Origin of the sequence: Aeromonas schubertii, from assembly GCF_000820105.1 — a bacterium.
Lineage (GTDB): Bacteria > Pseudomonadota > Gammaproteobacteria > Enterobacterales > Aeromonadaceae > Aeromonas > Aeromonas schubertii.
On the sequence record NZ_CDDB01000068.1, the window covers coordinates 1 to 15,119 of the forward strand.

At 61.7% G+C, this 15,119-nt stretch carries 18 protein-coding genes and 1 riboswitch; of the genes, 13 read left to right on the forward strand and 5 right to left on the reverse strand.

Going from position 1 to position 15,119, the window contains the following annotated elements:
• Positions 1–253: TraB/GumN family protein (locus BN1133_RS13245; protein ID WP_197273678.1), on the reverse strand; the 253-nt coding region annotated here is incomplete at its 3' end.
• Between the two features lie 57 nt (positions 254–310).
• On the opposite strand from BN1133_RS13245, the gene BN1133_RS13250 reads away from it, so the two are divergent.
• Positions 311–643 carry a DUF1904 family protein gene (locus BN1133_RS13250; RefSeq protein WP_050666988.1) on the forward strand — a complete coding sequence of 111 codons (333 nt, stop codon included), beginning with the start codon at positions 311–313 and terminating at the stop codon, positions 641–643.
• A gap of 3 nt (positions 644–646) precedes the next feature.
• Here the strand turns inward: BN1133_RS13250 and BN1133_RS13255 are convergent, their stop codons facing one another.
• Positions 647–1,477, reverse strand: a complete 831-nt coding sequence (locus BN1133_RS13255; protein ID WP_050666989.1) for an SDR family oxidoreductase — start codon at positions 1,475–1,477, stop codon at positions 647–649.
• 90 nt (positions 1,478–1,567) lie between these two features.
• A complete protein-coding gene (locus BN1133_RS13260) occupies positions 1,568–3,016 on the reverse strand; it encodes an OprD family outer membrane porin (RefSeq protein ID WP_050666990.1) in 1,449 nt (482 codons plus the stop codon).
• 542 nt (positions 3,017–3,558) lie between these two features.
• On the opposite strand from BN1133_RS13260, the gene phoB reads away from it, so the two are divergent.
• From phoB to BN1133_RS13305, 9 genes are all read left to right on the forward strand, one after another.
• The gene (gene phoB, locus BN1133_RS13265; RefSeq protein ID WP_050666991.1) at positions 3,559–4,248 is read left to right on the forward strand and encodes a phosphate regulon transcriptional regulator PhoB; all 690 of its coding nucleotides are present in this window, start codon (positions 3,559–3,561) and stop codon (positions 4,246–4,248) included.
• A 9-nt stretch (positions 4,249–4,257) separates the two neighbouring features.
• On the forward strand, positions 4,258–5,565 hold the full coding sequence (gene phoR, locus BN1133_RS13270) for a phosphate regulon sensor histidine kinase PhoR (protein WP_050666992.1): 1,308 nt from the start codon (positions 4,258–4,260) through the stop codon (positions 5,563–5,565).
• A 166-nt stretch (positions 5,566–5,731) separates the two neighbouring features.
• Entirely contained in the window at positions 5,732–6,706 is a 975-nt protein-coding gene (locus BN1133_RS13275; RefSeq protein WP_050666993.1) for a PstS family phosphate ABC transporter substrate-binding protein, read from the forward strand.
• A gap of 121 nt (positions 6,707–6,827) precedes the next feature.
• Positions 6,828–7,640 carry a M48 family metallopeptidase gene (locus BN1133_RS13280; protein WP_050666994.1) on the forward strand — a complete coding sequence of 271 codons (813 nt, stop codon included), beginning with the start codon at positions 6,828–6,830 and terminating at the stop codon, positions 7,638–7,640.
• 35 nt (positions 7,641–7,675) lie between these two features.
• A complete protein-coding gene (locus tag BN1133_RS13285) occupies positions 7,676–8,122 on the forward strand; it encodes a GNAT family N-acetyltransferase (protein WP_050667159.1) in 447 nt (148 codons plus the stop codon).
• 94 nt (positions 8,123–8,216) lie between these two features.
• The gene (locus tag BN1133_RS13290) at positions 8,217–9,125 is read left to right on the forward strand and encodes an ROK family protein (protein ID WP_050666995.1); all 909 of its coding nucleotides are present in this window, start codon (positions 8,217–8,219) and stop codon (positions 9,123–9,125) included.
• Between the two features lie 25 nt (positions 9,126–9,150).
• The gene (locus BN1133_RS13295; RefSeq protein ID WP_050666996.1) at positions 9,151–9,870 is read left to right on the forward strand and encodes a copper homeostasis protein CutC; all 720 of its coding nucleotides are present in this window, start codon (positions 9,151–9,153) and stop codon (positions 9,868–9,870) included.
• A gap of 67 nt (positions 9,871–9,937) precedes the next feature.
• Positions 9,938–10,549 carry a BamJ family beta-barrel-assembly machinery protein gene (locus BN1133_RS13300; RefSeq protein WP_050666997.1) on the forward strand — a complete coding sequence of 204 codons (612 nt, stop codon included), beginning with the start codon at positions 9,938–9,940 and terminating at the stop codon, positions 10,547–10,549.
• A 93-nt stretch (positions 10,550–10,642) separates the two neighbouring features.
• On the forward strand, positions 10,643–10,966 hold the full coding sequence (locus BN1133_RS13305) for a DUF2845 domain-containing protein (protein WP_153006721.1): 324 nt from the start codon (positions 10,643–10,645) through the stop codon (positions 10,964–10,966).
• On the opposite strand, the gene BN1133_RS13310 is transcribed toward BN1133_RS13305, so the two are convergent.
• Positions 10,963–11,169 carry a DUF1107 family protein gene (locus tag BN1133_RS13310; RefSeq protein ID WP_050666998.1) on the reverse strand — a complete coding sequence of 69 codons (207 nt, stop codon included), beginning with the start codon at positions 11,167–11,169 and terminating at the stop codon, positions 10,963–10,965. The genes BN1133_RS13305 and BN1133_RS13310 overlap by 4 nt on opposite strands.
• Positions 11,170–11,332: 163 nt before the next feature.
• Here BN1133_RS13310 and yfcD point away from each other — a divergent pair, with 163 nt between their 5' ends.
• The 3 genes from yfcD (at position 11,333) to BN1133_RS13325 (ending at position 13,366) form a co-directional block, all read left to right on the forward strand.
• Positions 11,333–11,836, forward strand: coding sequence for an NUDIX hydrolase YfcD (gene yfcD / locus BN1133_RS13315; protein ID WP_050666999.1), 504 nt, complete (start codon positions 11,333–11,335; stop codon positions 11,834–11,836).
• Between the two features lie 3 nt (positions 11,837–11,839).
• Complete coding sequence (locus BN1133_RS13320; protein WP_050667000.1) at positions 11,840–12,313, forward strand: peroxiredoxin; 474 nt, start codon at positions 11,840–11,842, stop codon at positions 12,311–12,313.
• 87 nt (positions 12,314–12,400) lie between these two features.
• Positions 12,401–13,366 carry a calcium/sodium antiporter gene (locus BN1133_RS13325; protein ID WP_050667001.1) on the forward strand — a complete coding sequence of 322 codons (966 nt, stop codon included), beginning with the start codon at positions 12,401–12,403 and terminating at the stop codon, positions 13,364–13,366.
• A gap of 51 nt (positions 13,367–13,417) precedes the next feature.
• Here BN1133_RS13325 and BN1133_RS13330 read toward each other — a convergent pair whose 3' ends face one another.
• Positions 13,418–14,569, reverse strand: a complete 1,152-nt coding sequence (locus tag BN1133_RS13330; RefSeq protein ID WP_050667002.1) for a type III PLP-dependent enzyme — start codon at positions 14,567–14,569, stop codon at positions 13,418–13,420.
• Between the two features lie 416 nt (positions 14,570–14,985).
• Positions 14,986–15,089, forward strand: a riboswitch (glycine riboswitch).
• The last annotated feature ends 30 nt before the right edge of the window (positions 15,090–15,119 follow it).

Consider the following 15,119-nt stretch of genomic DNA (forward strand, 5'->3'; position numbering starts at 1 on the left):
GGCCCATGGTGGCCAGATCTTCGGGGGGGATGCGAGTGAGATCCACCTCGACCACCAGCTGCCGGCTCTGGCGCCAGGCTGCCTCGACGGGGGCGGGAAGGGGGTAGAGCGCCGGGGTCCCCGCATGGACAGAGCCGAGCAGCCAGAGGGTTTGATCGCCCTTCTCGAGGCGGTAGAAGGCGGGATCGGCCAGCAGCAGGTGGGACCAGGTCAACAGGGGCAGCAGCAGCCACAGACGCAGGGATTTGATCATGAAAAACCTTATGTTGCACACTGGGGGCGCCTCACACTAACACAAAGGGAAGTTTGTATGCCTCACCTGCGTTGCCGCGCCATGTCCCAACCGGATGTGGAGCGACTGAGCCTGACCCTCATCACAGAGCTTTCGGCTCTACTGGGGGCCGACCCGGCCCACTTCACCCTGGAGCGGCTCGAGAGCACCTTCGTGGCCGACGGCTGGCCCGTCCATGGCTCTCCCATGGTGGAGGTTCACTGGTTTGCCCGCCCTCAGGAGCAGCAGGATGCGGCGGCGCGCCTCATCACGACGCGGGTGCGTGACATCGTGGGAGAGGGGGTCAAGATTGCCGTGCTCTTCTTCCCCCTGGCGCGCCACGCTTACTACAGCGATGGCGCTCATTTTTGACACTCAGGCCGCCTTGGCCAGCAACCGATCCAGTAGCCGGGTCGGCAGCAGGCGCCGCAACCAGGAGAAGAGACGGGTCGGGAAGGTGACCGGGTAACGGGCTCTGGGGCGGCGACTCGAGAGGGCATGCACCAGGGGCGGGATGCAGGATTCGGGGGGCAGGGTGAAGCGTCCGCTCGGTCCCTCCCGCTCCAGCCGCTCCAGGGTCTGGCGATAGGCTTTTTTGTGGCGGCTCCCCTTCACATCGATATGACGCAGGAAGGCATCCCGGGCATGCTCACGAAAACGGGTGTCGATAGGGCCCGGTTCGATGAGGCTAACGTGGACGCCGCTGCCAGCCAGCTCGAGGCGCAGGGTGTCGCTGTACCCCTCCAGGGCGAACTTGCTGGCGTTGTAGGCGCCGCGAAACTTCATGGCCACCAGCCCCAGCACAGAGCTGTTTTGTACGATACGCCCCTCTTTGGCCTCGAGCATGGCCGGCAGTACCAGACGGATCAGATGGTGCCAGCCGATGAGGTTGGTCTCGAGCTGATCACGCAGGGCCTGGGTCGGCAGATCCTCCAGCGCCCCTGGCTGGCCATAGGCGCCGTTGTTAAACAGGCCATAGAGGCGTCCACCGGCGAGGTAGAGCGCCTCGGCCGCCCCCTCATCGATGCTGGCGGGATCGCTTAAGTCCAGACGCAGGGCGGTGAGCCCCTCCTTGCGCAGGCGGGCCGCATCCTCTTCCGTGCGGGTCGAGGCAATCACCGAGAAGCCGTGAGCGCGCAGGGCGCGGGTCGCGGCCAGACCAATGCCGCTGGAGCAGCCGGTGATGAGTACGTAACGGTTGGCCATCATGGGGTCCTTGAGATGAAGAGGGCTCAGGGTAGCGCAAAATGAAACCGGGCCACAGGGGCCCGGTTGGATTGCATGGCGTTCGCGCAATTACATGATGGTGAACGGCATGATGACGTGGAACTTGACGTCATGCTCGGAGGCGAAGATGTTCGGATAGTGAGTCCAACCACCGCCCTGAGTGATGTCGTTGTTGTAGTCGGTGTAGTGCAGCTTGAACAGGGTGCCCTTGAGCTTGCCATCCTGCACGGTATAGCTGACGTCGAAGTTGACGGCCCACTCGGTGTCTTCACCGTTGGCGGCCTTCTTGCCCTGGCCATCCTCGATATCCCAGCCGTAGGCACCGGAGACACCCACGGACCAGCCCGGAGCGCCCACCAGATCATCCAGGGAGCGGGTCACGCCGGCAAACAGGGCCTTCTCGTTGTTGGCGTTCCAGTCGGAGCGGGAATCCCACCAAATCTCGTTGGCGCCCTGGGAGTTGGCGTAGCCACGGGTCAGACGGGGCAGATAGTTACCCTCGGCACCCTCGGCCTTGGTCCACATTCCTTCCAGACGGAAACCGTAGTGGCCGGCATTCCAGGCGGCGGTCAGAGCCTGCTGCCATGCCAGACCGTCGTAGGTCTCGATCTTGCTACCACCCTTCTCATAGGTGTCGGTCTCGGAGCCGTAGAACTGGTAGCTGGTGGAGAGGCCACCGAGCACGTCAAACTTGTGAGCCAGTTTGAAGTGGTAGCTGTCCATGTAGCCTTCGGACTGACCGAAGGCGGCGGTCACGGCGGTGCCGTTTTCGAAGGTGTAACGAGCGGCCAGACCGTGGATATAGTCGATGACGTTCTCGGAAGCGAACGGATCCATCCATGCCTTGGCACGGGAGAACTTCTGGGTCTGCTTGTACCAGGGAGCCTTGTACTCGTCAGCGATGGCATAGGTCAGGTAGAGACCGCCGAAGTTACCTTCGATCTGGCCACCACGGTAGGTACCCGGTTGATAGGACCAGTTGACGCCCATGATACCCGGAACATAGAGCTGGGTCAGACCACCCTTGGCGGTGATGGCACCGTCCATGAATTTCAGCTTGAGGGCTGCGTTGGAGAGGCTGACGCCACCTTCGGGGGAGCCATCGGCGTAGTTTTCACCCCACTTGCCACCGGCGAAGGAGAACTCGTTTTCCTGATTGACCGGGTGATTCTCGGTCACGGCCAGGTCATAGGCACCAAAGCCGCCCAGATCCAGACCGACGGTGTCCCAGGCATAGCCGGAGTTGAAGTTCAGAGCCATCTGGGTGGTGGCGTGGCTCAGGTTGGATTGGTACTTGCCTTCCTTGTTTTTGGCAGTGGGGTCACCGTCGATACGCTGACGATCACGCTGGAAGTAGAAGAGGCCACCGGTGATCTTGGCATCGTTCACAAACGCTTCATAAGACTTGCCGTATTCCGGGCTCATCATATCCTGGGCGGCCACAGCCAGACCCGGGGCCACCAGTGCGGCAACGACAGCGGCGCTCAAAGCGGCACGCTTGAAGATCACTCTTTCCATTGATAATGCTCCTGATTTTATGGACTTAGCATTTTTCGGGCGGCCGGGTCACAGCCCGCCGCTCGGTGATGGCATCTGGCCTTTCGGCCTGCTCTTTATCTTGTTTATGTCGCTCTCCCGGGTCTTGGCCCCCGTGGATGCAAACACTTCATCGATTCTCTTTAATCTCGTTCCGAACTTGGCCTTCGGACACCTCAAGAGTACTTTCGCACCGCGAAATATCAATCGCCTGATGGCCTCAATTTTCAAAAGTATGACAGAGTGCAAAAAAATCAGACCTTCCCGGGGAACTTTCGTGAACAGGCCGCGATAAAAGGGCTGGCAACGTTTTCCAGTGCGCCTTTTTGTCGTCTTTGGTCGCTTTTTTACCCTTTGCCAGGCGCACTCTTGGTGCCGGGCAGGGTTAAAATAATTTGCACTCAAAAAAAACAATGGGATGGCGCCGGGTCCCCGAATGGGGAGCTTGTCCCCCAAGTCATAAAAGTGTCATAAAAGGTTCCAATAATTGGCGCACGTTTCTTAACGCGGGAGAGTAGAGGGAAATGGCAAAGCGAATTCTGGTGGTCGAGGATGAGGCCCCAATCCGCGAGATGCTCAGCTTCGTGCTGGAGCAGAAGGGATATGATGTCATCGAGGCCCAGGACTTCGACGATGGGCTGGTCAAGTTGAAAGAGCCCTATCCCGAACTGATCCTGCTGGACTGGATGTTGCCCGGTGGCAGTGGTATCCAGTTTCTCAAGCAGCTCAAGCAAGAGGAGCTGACCCGTCAGATCCCGGTGGTGATGCTCACCGCCCGTGGTGAGGAAGAGGACAAGGTGCGCGGTCTCGAGGCCGGTGCCGACGACTACATCACCAAACCCTTCTCCCCCAAGGAGCTCACCGCCCGCCTGCATGCCGTGATGCGCCGGGTGTCGCCTACCTCGGTGGAGGAGGCGATCGAGGTGCAGGGGCTGCGTCTTGACCCCCTCTCTCATCGGGTCAGCGTGGAGGAGAAGCCTCTCGACATGGGGCCAACCGAGTTCAAACTGCTCCATTTCTTCATGACTCACCCGGAACGGGTTTACAGCCGTGAGCAGCTACTCAACAATGTGTGGGGCACCAACGTCTATGTGGAAGACAGGACGGTTGATGTGCATATCCGCCGCCTTCGCAAGGCCATCGAAGAGACGGGCCACGACCGCCTCATCCAGACCGTGAGGGGGGCGGGCTACCGCTTTTCGACCCGGCTGTAGGAACACGCCATGTTGCAACCGTACAGTTGGCGCCGTCAGCTCTGGCGCATGATTGGGTTTTATATCCCCTTCGCCCTGCTTGGCTGGCTGCTCGACCACGTGGCCGCAACCCTGTTGGTTGCGACCACCCTTCATCTCGTCTGGCACTATCAGCAGCAACACCGGCTGGCCCACTGGCTGTGGCATGATCGCAGCCTGGTGCCCCCCTCCGGCAGCGGTAGCTGGGAGTACATCTTCAACGGCATCTACAAGCTGCAGCAGCGTCAGCGCGGCCGCCGCCGGGAGCTGGCGGGCCTCATCCGCCGCTTTCGCGAGGGGGCCGAGGCGCTGCCCGATGCGGCCGTCGTCTATCGGGAGGATGGCTCCATCCTCTGGTGCAACAAGTTGGCGGAGAAGATGCTCGGCTTTCGCTGGCCCGAAGATGCCGGTCAGCACATCGGTAACCTTATTCGCGCGCCGGCCTTTACCGCCTACCTGGCCAGGGGGGACTACGAGGATCCCCTCGAGCTGCACTCACCGGTCAACGACGACAAGTTGCTGGAGTTTCGTATCATGCCCTATGCCCTGGATCAGGCGATCCTGGTGGCCCGGGATGTGACGCGTCTGCGCAGCCTCGAGAAGACCCGCAAACACTTCGTGGCCAATGTCTCTCACGAGCTGCGTACACCGCTTACCGTGCTCAAGGGATATCTGGAGATGACCGAGGAGCTGCCGGCTCCCGGTATGTGGGGCAAGGTACACAGGGTGATGCATGAGCAGACCCTGCGCATGGACAATCTGGTCAACCAGTTGCTCACCCTGTCGCGTATCGAGGCGGCGAGCGAGGTGGATCTGGCCAGGGTGGTGGATATACCGGCCATGCTGGCCCTGCTCGAGCAGGAGGCCAATGCCCTCTCCGGAGAGCGGGCCCATCTCATCCGCTTCCAGGTCCAGCCCGACTTGAGGGTGCACGGGGATCCGGATCTGCTGCGCAGTGCCGTTTCCAATCTGGTCTATAACGCGGTGCACTATACCCCGCCCGGCAAGGGGATTCTGGTGGAGTGGCGGCGTCAGGGGCAGTATGCCCTGTTTGCCGTGACCGATGAGGGGGAGGGCATTGCTCCCGAGCACCTCTCGCGCCTTACCGAGCGTTTCTACCGGGTGGATCGGGCACGCTCGCGCCACACCGGGGGGTCGGGATTGGGGCTGGCCATCGTCAAGCATGCCCTGAGCCATCACGATACCCATCTGGAGATAGAGAGCCGACTCGGCCGGGGGAGCCGTTTCAGCTTCCTCATGCCTCCCCAGCTGATTGCCGATCAGCGTAAGAGCGCCTGACCAACCATACAGAGGGCTGCCCGGGCAGCCCTCTCTCTTTCGTGCGTTGACCGATAATGGCTTGGCATGTCATGAAAGTGTCACAGATTGTCCATATCTTTGTCATGGCACGGCCAGATACTGGCGCCGTCTTGGAACAGACCCTCGTTACTTTTGGAGAGATTGGATGAAACTCAACAAATTGGCTGGCGTTATTGCTGTCTCTGCCGTGACCCTGTTTTCTGCCCACAGCATGGCAGCAGGTGTCGACAAAAATCTGCAGGAGTATCAGCCTGTTAGCGGTATTTCCGGTAACTTGTCTTCAGTTGGATCTGACACCCTGGCCAACATGATGACCCTGTGGGCCGAAGAATTTAAGCGCATGTATCCGAACGTCAACGTTCAGATCCAGGCCGCCGGCTCCTCCACCGCCCCCACCGCCCTGACCGAAGGGGTCGCCCAGTTTGGCCCCATGAGCCGCGAGATGAAGGCCGGCGAGATCGAGGCCTTCGAGAAGCGTTTTGGCTACAAGCCGGTCGGGATCCCGGTCGCCGTGGATGCCCTGGCGGTGTTCGTCAACAAGGACAACCCCGTCAAGGGGCTGACCATGGAGCAGCTCGACGCGATTTTCTCCAGCACCCTCAAGTGTGGTGGTGCCCAGCAGGCTTCCCGTTGGGCCGATGTGGGCCTCGAAGGGGGTTGGGCGGCCAAGGATATCCAGCTCTACGGTCGTAACTCCGTCTCCGGTACCTATGGCTACTTCAAGGAACACGCCCTGTGCAAGGGTGACTTCAAGAGCGGTGTGAACGAGCAGCCGGGCTCTGCCTCCGTGGTGCAGTCTGTCTCCTCCTCCCTCAATGGCATCGGTTACTCCGGTATCGGCTATGTCACCTCCGGTGTGCGCGCCGTGCCCCTCTCCAAGGATGGCAAGAGCTTTGTCGAGGCGACCGAGCAGAACGCCCTGACCGGCAAGTATCCGCTCTCCCGCTTCCTTTACGTTTACGTGAACAAGCACCCCAACAAGCCCCTCTCTCCCATGGAGCAAGAGTTCATCAAGATGATCCTCTCCAAGAGCGGCCAGACCATAGTCGCCAAGGATGGTTATATCCCGCTCCCGGCCAAGGTGGTCGAGCGTGACCTCAAGACCCTGGGTCTGATGTAAGATCTGTGCTGTCAAAAGCGGGCCCGTCGGGCCCGCTTTTTATTTATCCACTCCCTGATGACTTGCGCAGCGCCCCCCCTTTTTTGACAATAGAGTGAAGTCGTTTCCCAAAGGATGCTTCATGTCGCTCACCACCCGCTCTGTTCGTCTGCTCTCCTTGCTGTGCGGGGCCACCCTGCTGGCCGCGTGTGCCCAATCCCCGACCGGACGCAGTCAGATGCTGCTCTACTCCCCCCAGCAGATGAACCAACTGGGCGCCAGCTCCTTCGAGGAGATGAAAAAGCAGGCGAAGATCAGCACGGACAAGAAGGTAAACGCCTATGTGCAGTGTGTCGCCGGCGCGGTGACTGCCCAGGTGCCGGCCCACTACGGCATCAAGAGCTGGGAGGTGGTGGTGTTTGACGATAAACAGGTCAATGCCTTCGCCCTGCCCGGAGGTAAAATCGGTGTCTATACCGGGTTGCTCAAGGTGGCGGCCAATCAGGATCAGTTGGCGACCGTCATCGGCCACGAGATCACCCATGTGCTGGCCCAGCACTCCAACGAGCGCCTCTCCCGCAGCCAACTGGCCGGTATCGGTCTGGCGGCGGCCGACGTGGCGCTTGGCTCCAGCGAGTATGGGGGGGCCACCATGGCGGCGCTGGGACTGGGGGTACAGGTGGGTTATCTGCTCCCCTATGGCCGTGCCCAGGAGAGCGAGGCCGACAAGATGGGGCTCGATCTGATGGCGAGTGCCGGTTTCAACCCTGCCGAGTCGGTTGCACTGTGGCAGCGCATGAGTGCCCAGAGCGGTGGCAACAAGCCGCCACTGCTGCTCTCGACCCACCCGAGTGACACCCAGCGTATCGAGGCGCTGCAGGCCGACCTGGCCCGGGTTGATCCCATCTATCAGCAGGCCCGTGCCGCAGGCAGGAGCCCCCAGTGTCGGAAATAAGCCTGCGCATCGCCCGTCTCGAGGACGTGGCGGCCATGGTCCGGTTACAGCGTGCCAGCTGGCGCATGGCCTATGGCAGCGTGCTGGGTGAAGACGTGCTCGAGCAGATGGATGAGGCGGCCCACCACAGGGTGTGGGAGCGTCGCCTCACCGAGACCGACCCCCGCCCCATGTTGATCTGCCTGGAGGAGCAACCGGTCGGGCTGCTCTACTGGCAGCAGGAAGGGGATCTCGCCTGGCTGCGCGCCTTCTACCTCGATCCCGACATCTGGCGTCAGGGGTTGGGTCGTCGTCTGTGGCAGGTGGTGATGGTGCAGATGCGCCGGGCCGGTTGTCGTGAGGCGCGCCTCTGGCTGCTCGGTGGTAACCGCATCGGTGCCGGTTTCTATTTCAAGCACGGGTTTCGTCCAACCGGTGAGCGCCGAACCCTGCAGACACTCGGACGAGACTGTGTGCAGCATCAACTGGCTCGCCCCTTGTGACCCCGTTTTACGCCCCTCGTCACTTTATTTTTTTTGCGAATTAATACAATAGAGCCTCTTGAGGATTGGGTTGCTCCATATCAGGGAGGAAGGCATGTATTACGGATTCGATATCGGTGGCACCAAGATAGCGTTTGCCGCTTACGATGGCGGCCTGGCACTGCGCCACGAGCTGCGTCTGGCGACCCCTAAGGACGACTACGAGGGACTGCTCGATCTGCTGGCCGAGCAGGTGCGCCAGGCCGATGTGCGCTTCGGGGTTCGCGGCTCGGTGGGGATCGGCTTCCCCGGTATCATCAACGCCCAGGATGGCAGCGTGGTGGCCGCCAACCTGCCCGCTATCAATGGTCGCCATCTGGGGAGGGATCTCGGCGCCAGGCTGGATCGTCCGGTAGCCGTCGACAATGACGCCAACTGTTTCCTCTGGTCCGAAGTTCAGGAAGGCAGCGCCGACGGCGCCGCCTCGGCCCTTGGCATGACCATAGGCACCGGCATTGGTGGCGGTATCTACCTCAATGGCCGCATTCATCAGGGCCGTAACTGGCTGGCCGGCGAGATAGGACACTACCCGTTGCCGGGCACTCTGCTGCTGAAATATCCGGATCTGCCCCGCCTGCGCTGTGGCTGTGGTCGTCTCATCTGCTTTGAGACCCTCGCCTCGGGCAGCGGCCTGGAGCGCCTCTATCACCATCACACCGGTGAGCGCCAGAGTGGTCAGCAGATTGTGGCCCGCCTTGAGGCGGGGGAGGCCGCGGCTCGGGCGGTGATCGACGGTTGGCTCGACGTGCTGGCCGCCGGGCTGGCTTGTGCCCTCTCCACCCTGGATCCCGAGGTGGTGGTGCTGGGGGGGGGACTAAGCGGGCTACCCATCCTCTATGAACAGCTGCCCTTGCGCCTGCCCGGCCATCTGCTGCCCGGGGTGGCGCTGCCGGCCATTCGCCAGGCCCGCTTCGGCGGGGCCGGCGGGGTTCGTGGGGCAGCTCTCCTTAACCTGACCAGATGAGAGCGGGCCATACCCGCACCAAGCCATGACGAGACTCGAAGTTTGTATCGATAACCTTGAATCCCTGCACACGGCCCAAGCGGCCGGAGCAGATCGCATCGAACTGTGCAGTGCCCTGGGGCTGGGGGGGCTCACCCCCTCCCATGGCCTGATGCAGCTGGCTGCCCGCCTTGCCCGTGTCCCTGTCTACGCCATGATACGACCCAGGGCCGGGGATTTTTGCTTCTCCGAGGAGGAGATGGCGCTGATGGAGCTGGATATCGCTGCGGCCCGCTCGGCCGGTCTGCAGGGGGTGGTGGTGGGGCTGCTCGACGAGCGAGGCCGGGTGCCGGGTGAGCGGCTCAGGCGTCTGGTGCAAGCCGCGGGTCCGCTTGGCGTGACCTTTCACCGGGCCATCGATCTCTCGAGTGACTGGCGCGCCGATCTTGAGATCATCATAGCCGCCGGCTGCGAACGCATCCTGAGCTCGGGCCAGGCGGCCAGCGCCGAGGCGGGGCTGGTGACCTTGCGCGAGATGCAGGCCCAGCTCGCCGGGCGGGCCAGCCTGATGCCGGGGGCCGGGGTCAATGGGGACAATGTGCTGCGGATCCTGGCCGAGAGCGGGGCCGCTGAGGTGCATATGTCCGGCATGGGCTGGCGTGGCAGCGCCATGGCGAGGGGCGTATCCATGGGGAGTGCCGACGATGGCCGCATCAATGTCACCGATGCCGGCAAGATCGCCGCCGTGCGTCGACTGCTCGGCTGACACGACAGGGGGCGTCGGCTCTGTTATCATCGGCCCCTCATTTACCCTCGAGACAAGCGAGAGCGACATGTCCCAATACAACACCACCGAACAGAAGGCCAGCTACGGCGTCGGCCGTAACATGGGCGAGCAACTGGCCCAGCAGGCGTTCAGCGGTCTGGATATTCCGGCCCTGCAGCAAGGTCTGGCCGATGCCCTGAACGGCCTCGAGTTTGCCGTCAGCCGCGACGAGATCAACGAAGCCTTCGGTATCATCACCGAGCGCATGCAGGCCGAGCAGGAGGCCACCGCCAAGGCCGCCGCCGCCGAGGGTGAGACCTTCCTGGCTGACAACGCCAAGCGTGCCGAGGTGCAGGTGACCGACTCCGGCCTGCAGTATGAAGTGCTGGTAGAGGGTAACGGTGAAACACCGGTTGCCGGTCAGTCCGTACGTGTTCACTACCACGGTACCTTCACCGATGGTCGTGTCTTCGACAGCTCCGTCAGCCGTGGCCAGCCGGCCGAGTTCCCGGTGACCGGTGTCATCAAGGGTTGGGTTGAGGCGCTGCAGCTGATGCCGGTGGGTTCCAAGTGGAAGCTCTACATCCCGCAGGATCTGGCCTATGGTGCCCGCGGTGCCGGCTCCATCCCCCCCTACTCTGCACTGGTCTTCGAAGTCGAGCTGCTGGATATCCTGTGATCCACACCAAGCGGTAGACCCTGACGGCGGCCCCTGTGGCCGCCGTTCTTTTTGGGGTTATAGTGGTCATCATGACAGCAAGGGGAGGGGATGATGAGAGAGTGTCTGTTGGTGTTCTGGCTGCTGGGTATGGTGCCAGCGGCGCTGGCCGATACGGTGCGTTGCAAGGATACCCTGATCACGGAGGGGGACAGCACGGCCCTGCTGCTGATCAAGTGCGGCGAACCCCTCCTCAAAGAGGATCTCACCCGTTTCGAGGAGAACGGCTTCGGGGCGAAGATCACGGTCAAATACGGCGAGCGCTGGACTTATAACTTTGGCAAGCAGCGTTTCATGCAGATGGTGACCGTGGTCAACGGCGAGGTTGTCGAGATCGAGAATGGCCCGCCGGGAGAGTCGTCGCGAGCCATCCCTTAGCAGGGGGCGAGACCCGGGCGCAGGGTGCGCAGCAACTGGTTGATCTGGCCGGCCAATGCCCGCTGCTCGCGCTGCCCTTCGAGCCTGACGCGCCCGTCGCAGAAACGAAATTCACCCACCGACTCCACCGCGAAGGCACCCCGGTGGAAGCTTTTTACATAACGGGCGATCTGAACCGGTGAGAAGCGTTTGAAAATTTTCATCTGTTCCTCGACAGTTTGATTAGTCATTCTCACTATAACAGTATCAGATGACGGTAAGATGAACGGTCTCGTCGCCCTTTGTTAATCATTCATGGGGAGATGTCGCCTGCAGAATAATGGCTTTATACTGCAACTCTTTTCATGCAGTCAGGAATAATCAGGGATGGAACTGGTCGAGGTGGTGGACGAGCAGAACAGGGCTGTGCGGGTTGCTCCCAGGGACGAGATCCGGCGGGATAATCTGGCTCACAGAGCCACCTATATCCTGGTGCGGCGAAGCGATGGCCGGGTGGTGGTACAGCGTCGGACCCTTTGCAAGGATTTTTGTCCCGGTATGCTCGATGCCTGTTGCGGCGGTGTGGTGAGTGCCGGTGAGCAGTATGACGAGAGCGCCCTGCGCGAACTGGCCGAGGAGCTGGGGGTGCAGGGGGTGCCTCTGCACGGTTTTGGTACCTTCTACTCACGCAGTGACCTCTACCATGTCTGGGGGGGGCTCTATCTGTGCACCTATGATGGCGAGCTGACGTTGCAGGCCGAAGAAGTTGAGTCTATCGAGGAGCTCACCCTGGAGCAGATTGCCGCCCGGGCCGGCGAATTCACCCCGGACTCCCTCATTGCCATCGCCGAGCTGCGCCGACGCGGCGCCTTCACCCAACTCAAGGAGTAGCCCATGATCGCCATCGGAAGCCGATTGCCAGAGCACGATTTCACCTTTATTACCCCGGAGGGGAAGGTCACCCGTAGCAGTGCCGATCTCTTCGGCGGCAAGCGCGTCGTGCTGTTTGCCGTGCCGGGGGCCTTCACGCCGACCTGCTCCAACGCCCATCTACCGGGTTATGTGGTCAAGGCGCAGGCGTTTGCGGCTGCCGGGGTCGATAGCCTCTGCTGCCTCTCGGTCAACGATGCCTTCGTGATGGCAGCCTGGCAGCGGGAGCAAAACGCCGAGGCCATCACCATGCTGGCGGACGGGGATGGCGCCTTCGCCAGTCAGTTGGGGCTGGCCAAGGAGACGGGCACCTTTGGTGGTCTGCGCGCCCAGCGTTTCGCCCTCATCGCCGAGGATGGCGTGGTGACGGCACTGCGGGTCGAGGCGCCGGGCAAGTTCGAGGTGTCGGATGCCGAGAGCCTGCTGGCCCTGCTGTAATTTAAACGCCGACCGTTTACACTAACGGCAACTTGTGAGGCCTGCAGTCAGCAGGCCATTTTTTATGCGTAGAGGATGTAAAACGAGATGACCTTGTCCCTGTTGGCCATCGTAGCCGGACTGGCCCTGCTGGTGTGGAGCGCGGATAAATTTGTGGATGGGGCGGCGGCGACCGCCCGCTATGCCGGTATGCCTCCCTTGCTTATCGGCATGGTGATCATCGGCTTTGGCACCTCGGCCCCCGAGATGGTGGTGTCGGCCCTGGCCGCTTCTCAGGGCAACCCGGGCCTTGCCCTGGGCAATGCCTATGGCTCCAACATCACCAATATCGCGCTCATTCTGGGTCTGACGGCCCTGATCAGCCCCATTGCCGTCGCCTCTCAGGTGGTACGCAAGGAGATCCCCGTCCTGCTCGGTATCACACTGCTTTCGGGGGCGCTGCTGCTCGATGGGCATCTGGGGCGCGGGGATGCCCTGATCCTGATCGTGGTGTTCTTTGTGTTGATGGGCTGGTCCATCTGGCAAGGGATGACGGGTCGTGGGGATGCCCTCGATGCGGAGGTGAGCGAGGATATCGAGAGCGAGGGGATGAGCCTCAAACGTGCCCTCTTCTGGCTGGTACTGGGGTTGGTGCTGCTGGTGGGCGCCTCTCGCCTGCTGGTGTGGGGGGCGGTCGAGGTAGCCCATAGCCTGGGGATCAGCGATCTCGTCATCGGCCTCACCATAGTGGCGGTGGGCACCTCCTTGCCGGAGCTCGCCTCGTCCCTGATGGCCATCAAGAAGAAGGAGCACGACCTGGCTCTTGGTAACGTGCTGGGCTCGAACCTCTTCAATACCCTGGCGGTTGTGGGGATTGCTGCCGGCATTCACCCGCTGGATGTGGATCCGGCGGTGCTCTCGCGGGACTGGAGCGTCATGATGGGGCTGACCCTGGTGTTGCTGTTTATGTGCGTGGGCCGCAAGGGACAGGGTCGCATCAATCGGGCCGAAGGGGGTTTGCTGCTGGCCGCCTATGTGGCTTATACCCTCTGGTTGCTGGGCACTCAGTTCTGAGTCTTGGCAATAGAAGAAGGGGAGCCATCGAGGCTCCCCTTTTCGTTGGGGTCAGGCGACGGCGGTGAGTCGCAGCTCTTGCTGGCTCGAGTCGATCACCAGGATGTCGGCCTTGGGGAAGAAGTTGAAGGTGGAGGCGGAGGCCCAGGTGTAGGCACCCATGACGCGGCCGACCACCAGGTCCCCTATCTCCAGCTCGGGCAGCGGGATCTCATCGCGGATCACATCCACGCTGTCGCAGGTGGGACCGGCCAGCACGCTGCGGTGCGGATCGCCACTGACATAGGGCACACTCACCGGGTAGGTGACGTGGTCGTACATCTGGCCGTTGTAGCTGCCATAGAGGCCATCATCTAGGTAGTACCAGATCTTGTCGCCGCGATGGGCCTTGCCCATGACGCTGGCCACCGAGGTCATGGCCGGGGCCGAGATGAAGCGGCCGGGCTCGGCAAGCTTCTGCACCGTGGCGGGGAGCCTGGCCAGGGCATCACGAATGGGGGCGCAGAAGCCGTCGATATCGAACTCCCCCCCCTCATAGTCGACCGGGAAGCCGCCGCCGACATCCAGCACCCAGGGCTTGAGGCCGAGATCCCACGCCTGCTCCAGGATGGCGCGGCAGGCATCGATGGCCTGCACGTGGCGCCTGGGGTTGGGCACCTGGGAGCCGACGTGGAAGGAGAGCCCCATGACCTTGAGCCCCTTGGCCTGGGCCAGCTGCATCAGGGGCAGGGCCTGCTCCGGGGTGCAACCGAACTTCTTGGAAAGGTCCACCTTGGTCTCGGGGTTGGGGAAGCTGATGCGCAGCAGCAGTTTGACCTCGTCCTTGTAGGGGAGAAACTTGTCGAGTTCCCAGGGGTTGTCATAGACAAACACGGTGCAGCCGTACTCCAGGGCGTGGCGAATATCGCCGTCACGCTTGATGGGGTGGGTATGGATGCAGCGCCCGGGGCGTACCCCCTGGCTCTTGACCAGATCCACTTCGCCGTTGGTCGCGAGATCGAAACAGGCTCCCTCTTCCTTGAGCACCTCGACCAGCGCGGGGTGGGGAAGGGGTTTGAGTGCATAGTGCAAACGCACATCGGGGAGGGCGGCGGCCAGTGCCCGGTACTGTTTGCGGACGCTGGCCTTGTCGAGGAGCAGCAGAGGGGAGCCGTGTTGTTCAATCAGTTGGCGGTAATCCAGAGCCTGAGAGGTCTCGTTCATTGTCGTGTCATCATCCTTAGGGGGCGCAGTGCCCAGTCCAGTCACAGTGAACCGGCGGCGGCCGGCTCAGGCGCGAACCAAGCTCGCGTGGGTGCTTGGTTATGCGCGTGATTATGGTCTCATTGCATTTTTGTGCAATATGCGTGGGTGGGTATGTTGTTGAGTTTTTCTGATTGAGACGACAGAGGAAACTGCATGGTTTCCGGGGGAGGCTGATGCCAGGTTGTGTGATTGTTAATGAAGGTAAACAAGACGAAAAAGCCGGCATGAATGGGAGACAGTTCACGTTTTTTTGATTACCATGCGCCGGCCTAATCCAAATTTAGTTCGGATGAAGGTGGCAGGAGAGCGATGGGAAACCATCCACCGAAGAAGTGAATCTTTCAGGTACCGGGCAACCGGTGTGGACTGCCACTGGACGATACTCTGGAGAGACCCGTTAAATCGGGCGCCGAAGGAGCAAGGCTGCCGACCCGTGCGGCAGCCGGAAACTCTCAGGCAAAAGGACAGAGGGGATGGGATGGTTGTACCCGGGCTTTGGCCCTTCGCA

What these genes read in the sequence shown, in the direction of transcription:
- BN1133_RS13260 (WP_050666990.1), bottom strand. Translation starts at nt 3,016, where the DNA reads ATGGAAAGAGTGATCTTCAAGCGTGCCGCTTTGAGCGCCGCTGTCGTT.
- BN1133_RS13255 (WP_050666989.1), bottom strand. Translation starts at nt 1,477, where the DNA reads ATGGCCAACCGTTACGTACTCATCACCGGCTGCTCCAGCGGCATTGGT.
- BN1133_RS13290 (WP_050666995.1), top strand. Translation starts at nt 8,217, where the DNA reads ATGTATTACGGATTCGATATCGGTGGCACCAAGATAGCGTTTGCCGCT.
- BN1133_RS13325 (WP_050667001.1), top strand. Translation starts at nt 12,401, where the DNA reads ATGACCTTGTCCCTGTTGGCCATCGTAGCCGGACTGGCCCTGCTGGTG.
- BN1133_RS13305 (WP_153006721.1), top strand. Translation starts at nt 10,643, where the DNA reads ATGAGAGAGTGTCTGTTGGTGTTCTGGCTGCTGGGTATGGTGCCAGCG.
- BN1133_RS13275 (WP_050666993.1), top strand. Translation starts at nt 5,732, where the DNA reads ATGAAACTCAACAAATTGGCTGGCGTTATTGCTGTCTCTGCCGTGACC.
- BN1133_RS13250 (WP_050666988.1), top strand. Translation starts at nt 311, where the DNA reads ATGCCTCACCTGCGTTGCCGCGCCATGTCCCAACCGGATGTGGAGCGA.
- BN1133_RS13300 (WP_050666997.1), top strand. Translation starts at nt 9,938, where the DNA reads ATGTCCCAATACAACACCACCGAACAGAAGGCCAGCTACGGCGTCGGC.
- BN1133_RS13295 (WP_050666996.1), top strand. Translation starts at nt 9,151, where the DNA reads ATGACGAGACTCGAAGTTTGTATCGATAACCTTGAATCCCTGCACACG.
- BN1133_RS13310 (WP_050666998.1), bottom strand. Translation starts at nt 11,169, where the DNA reads ATGAAAATTTTCAAACGCTTCTCACCGGTTCAGATCGCCCGTTATGTA.
- BN1133_RS13280 (WP_050666994.1), top strand. Translation starts at nt 6,828, where the DNA reads ATGTCGCTCACCACCCGCTCTGTTCGTCTGCTCTCCTTGCTGTGCGGG.
- yfcD (WP_050666999.1), top strand. Translation starts at nt 11,333, where the DNA reads ATGGAACTGGTCGAGGTGGTGGACGAGCAGAACAGGGCTGTGCGGGTT.
- BN1133_RS13285 (WP_050667159.1), top strand. Translation starts at nt 7,676, where the DNA reads ATGGTCCGGTTACAGCGTGCCAGCTGGCGCATGGCCTATGGCAGCGTG.
- phoR (WP_050666992.1), top strand. Translation starts at nt 4,258, where the DNA reads ATGTTGCAACCGTACAGTTGGCGCCGTCAGCTCTGGCGCATGATTGGG.
- BN1133_RS13320 (WP_050667000.1), top strand. Translation starts at nt 11,840, where the DNA reads ATGATCGCCATCGGAAGCCGATTGCCAGAGCACGATTTCACCTTTATT.
- phoB (WP_050666991.1), top strand. Translation starts at nt 3,559, where the DNA reads ATGGCAAAGCGAATTCTGGTGGTCGAGGATGAGGCCCCAATCCGCGAG.
- BN1133_RS13330 (WP_050667002.1), bottom strand. Translation starts at nt 14,569, where the DNA reads ATGAACGAGACCTCTCAGGCTCTGGATTACCGCCAACTGATTGAACAA.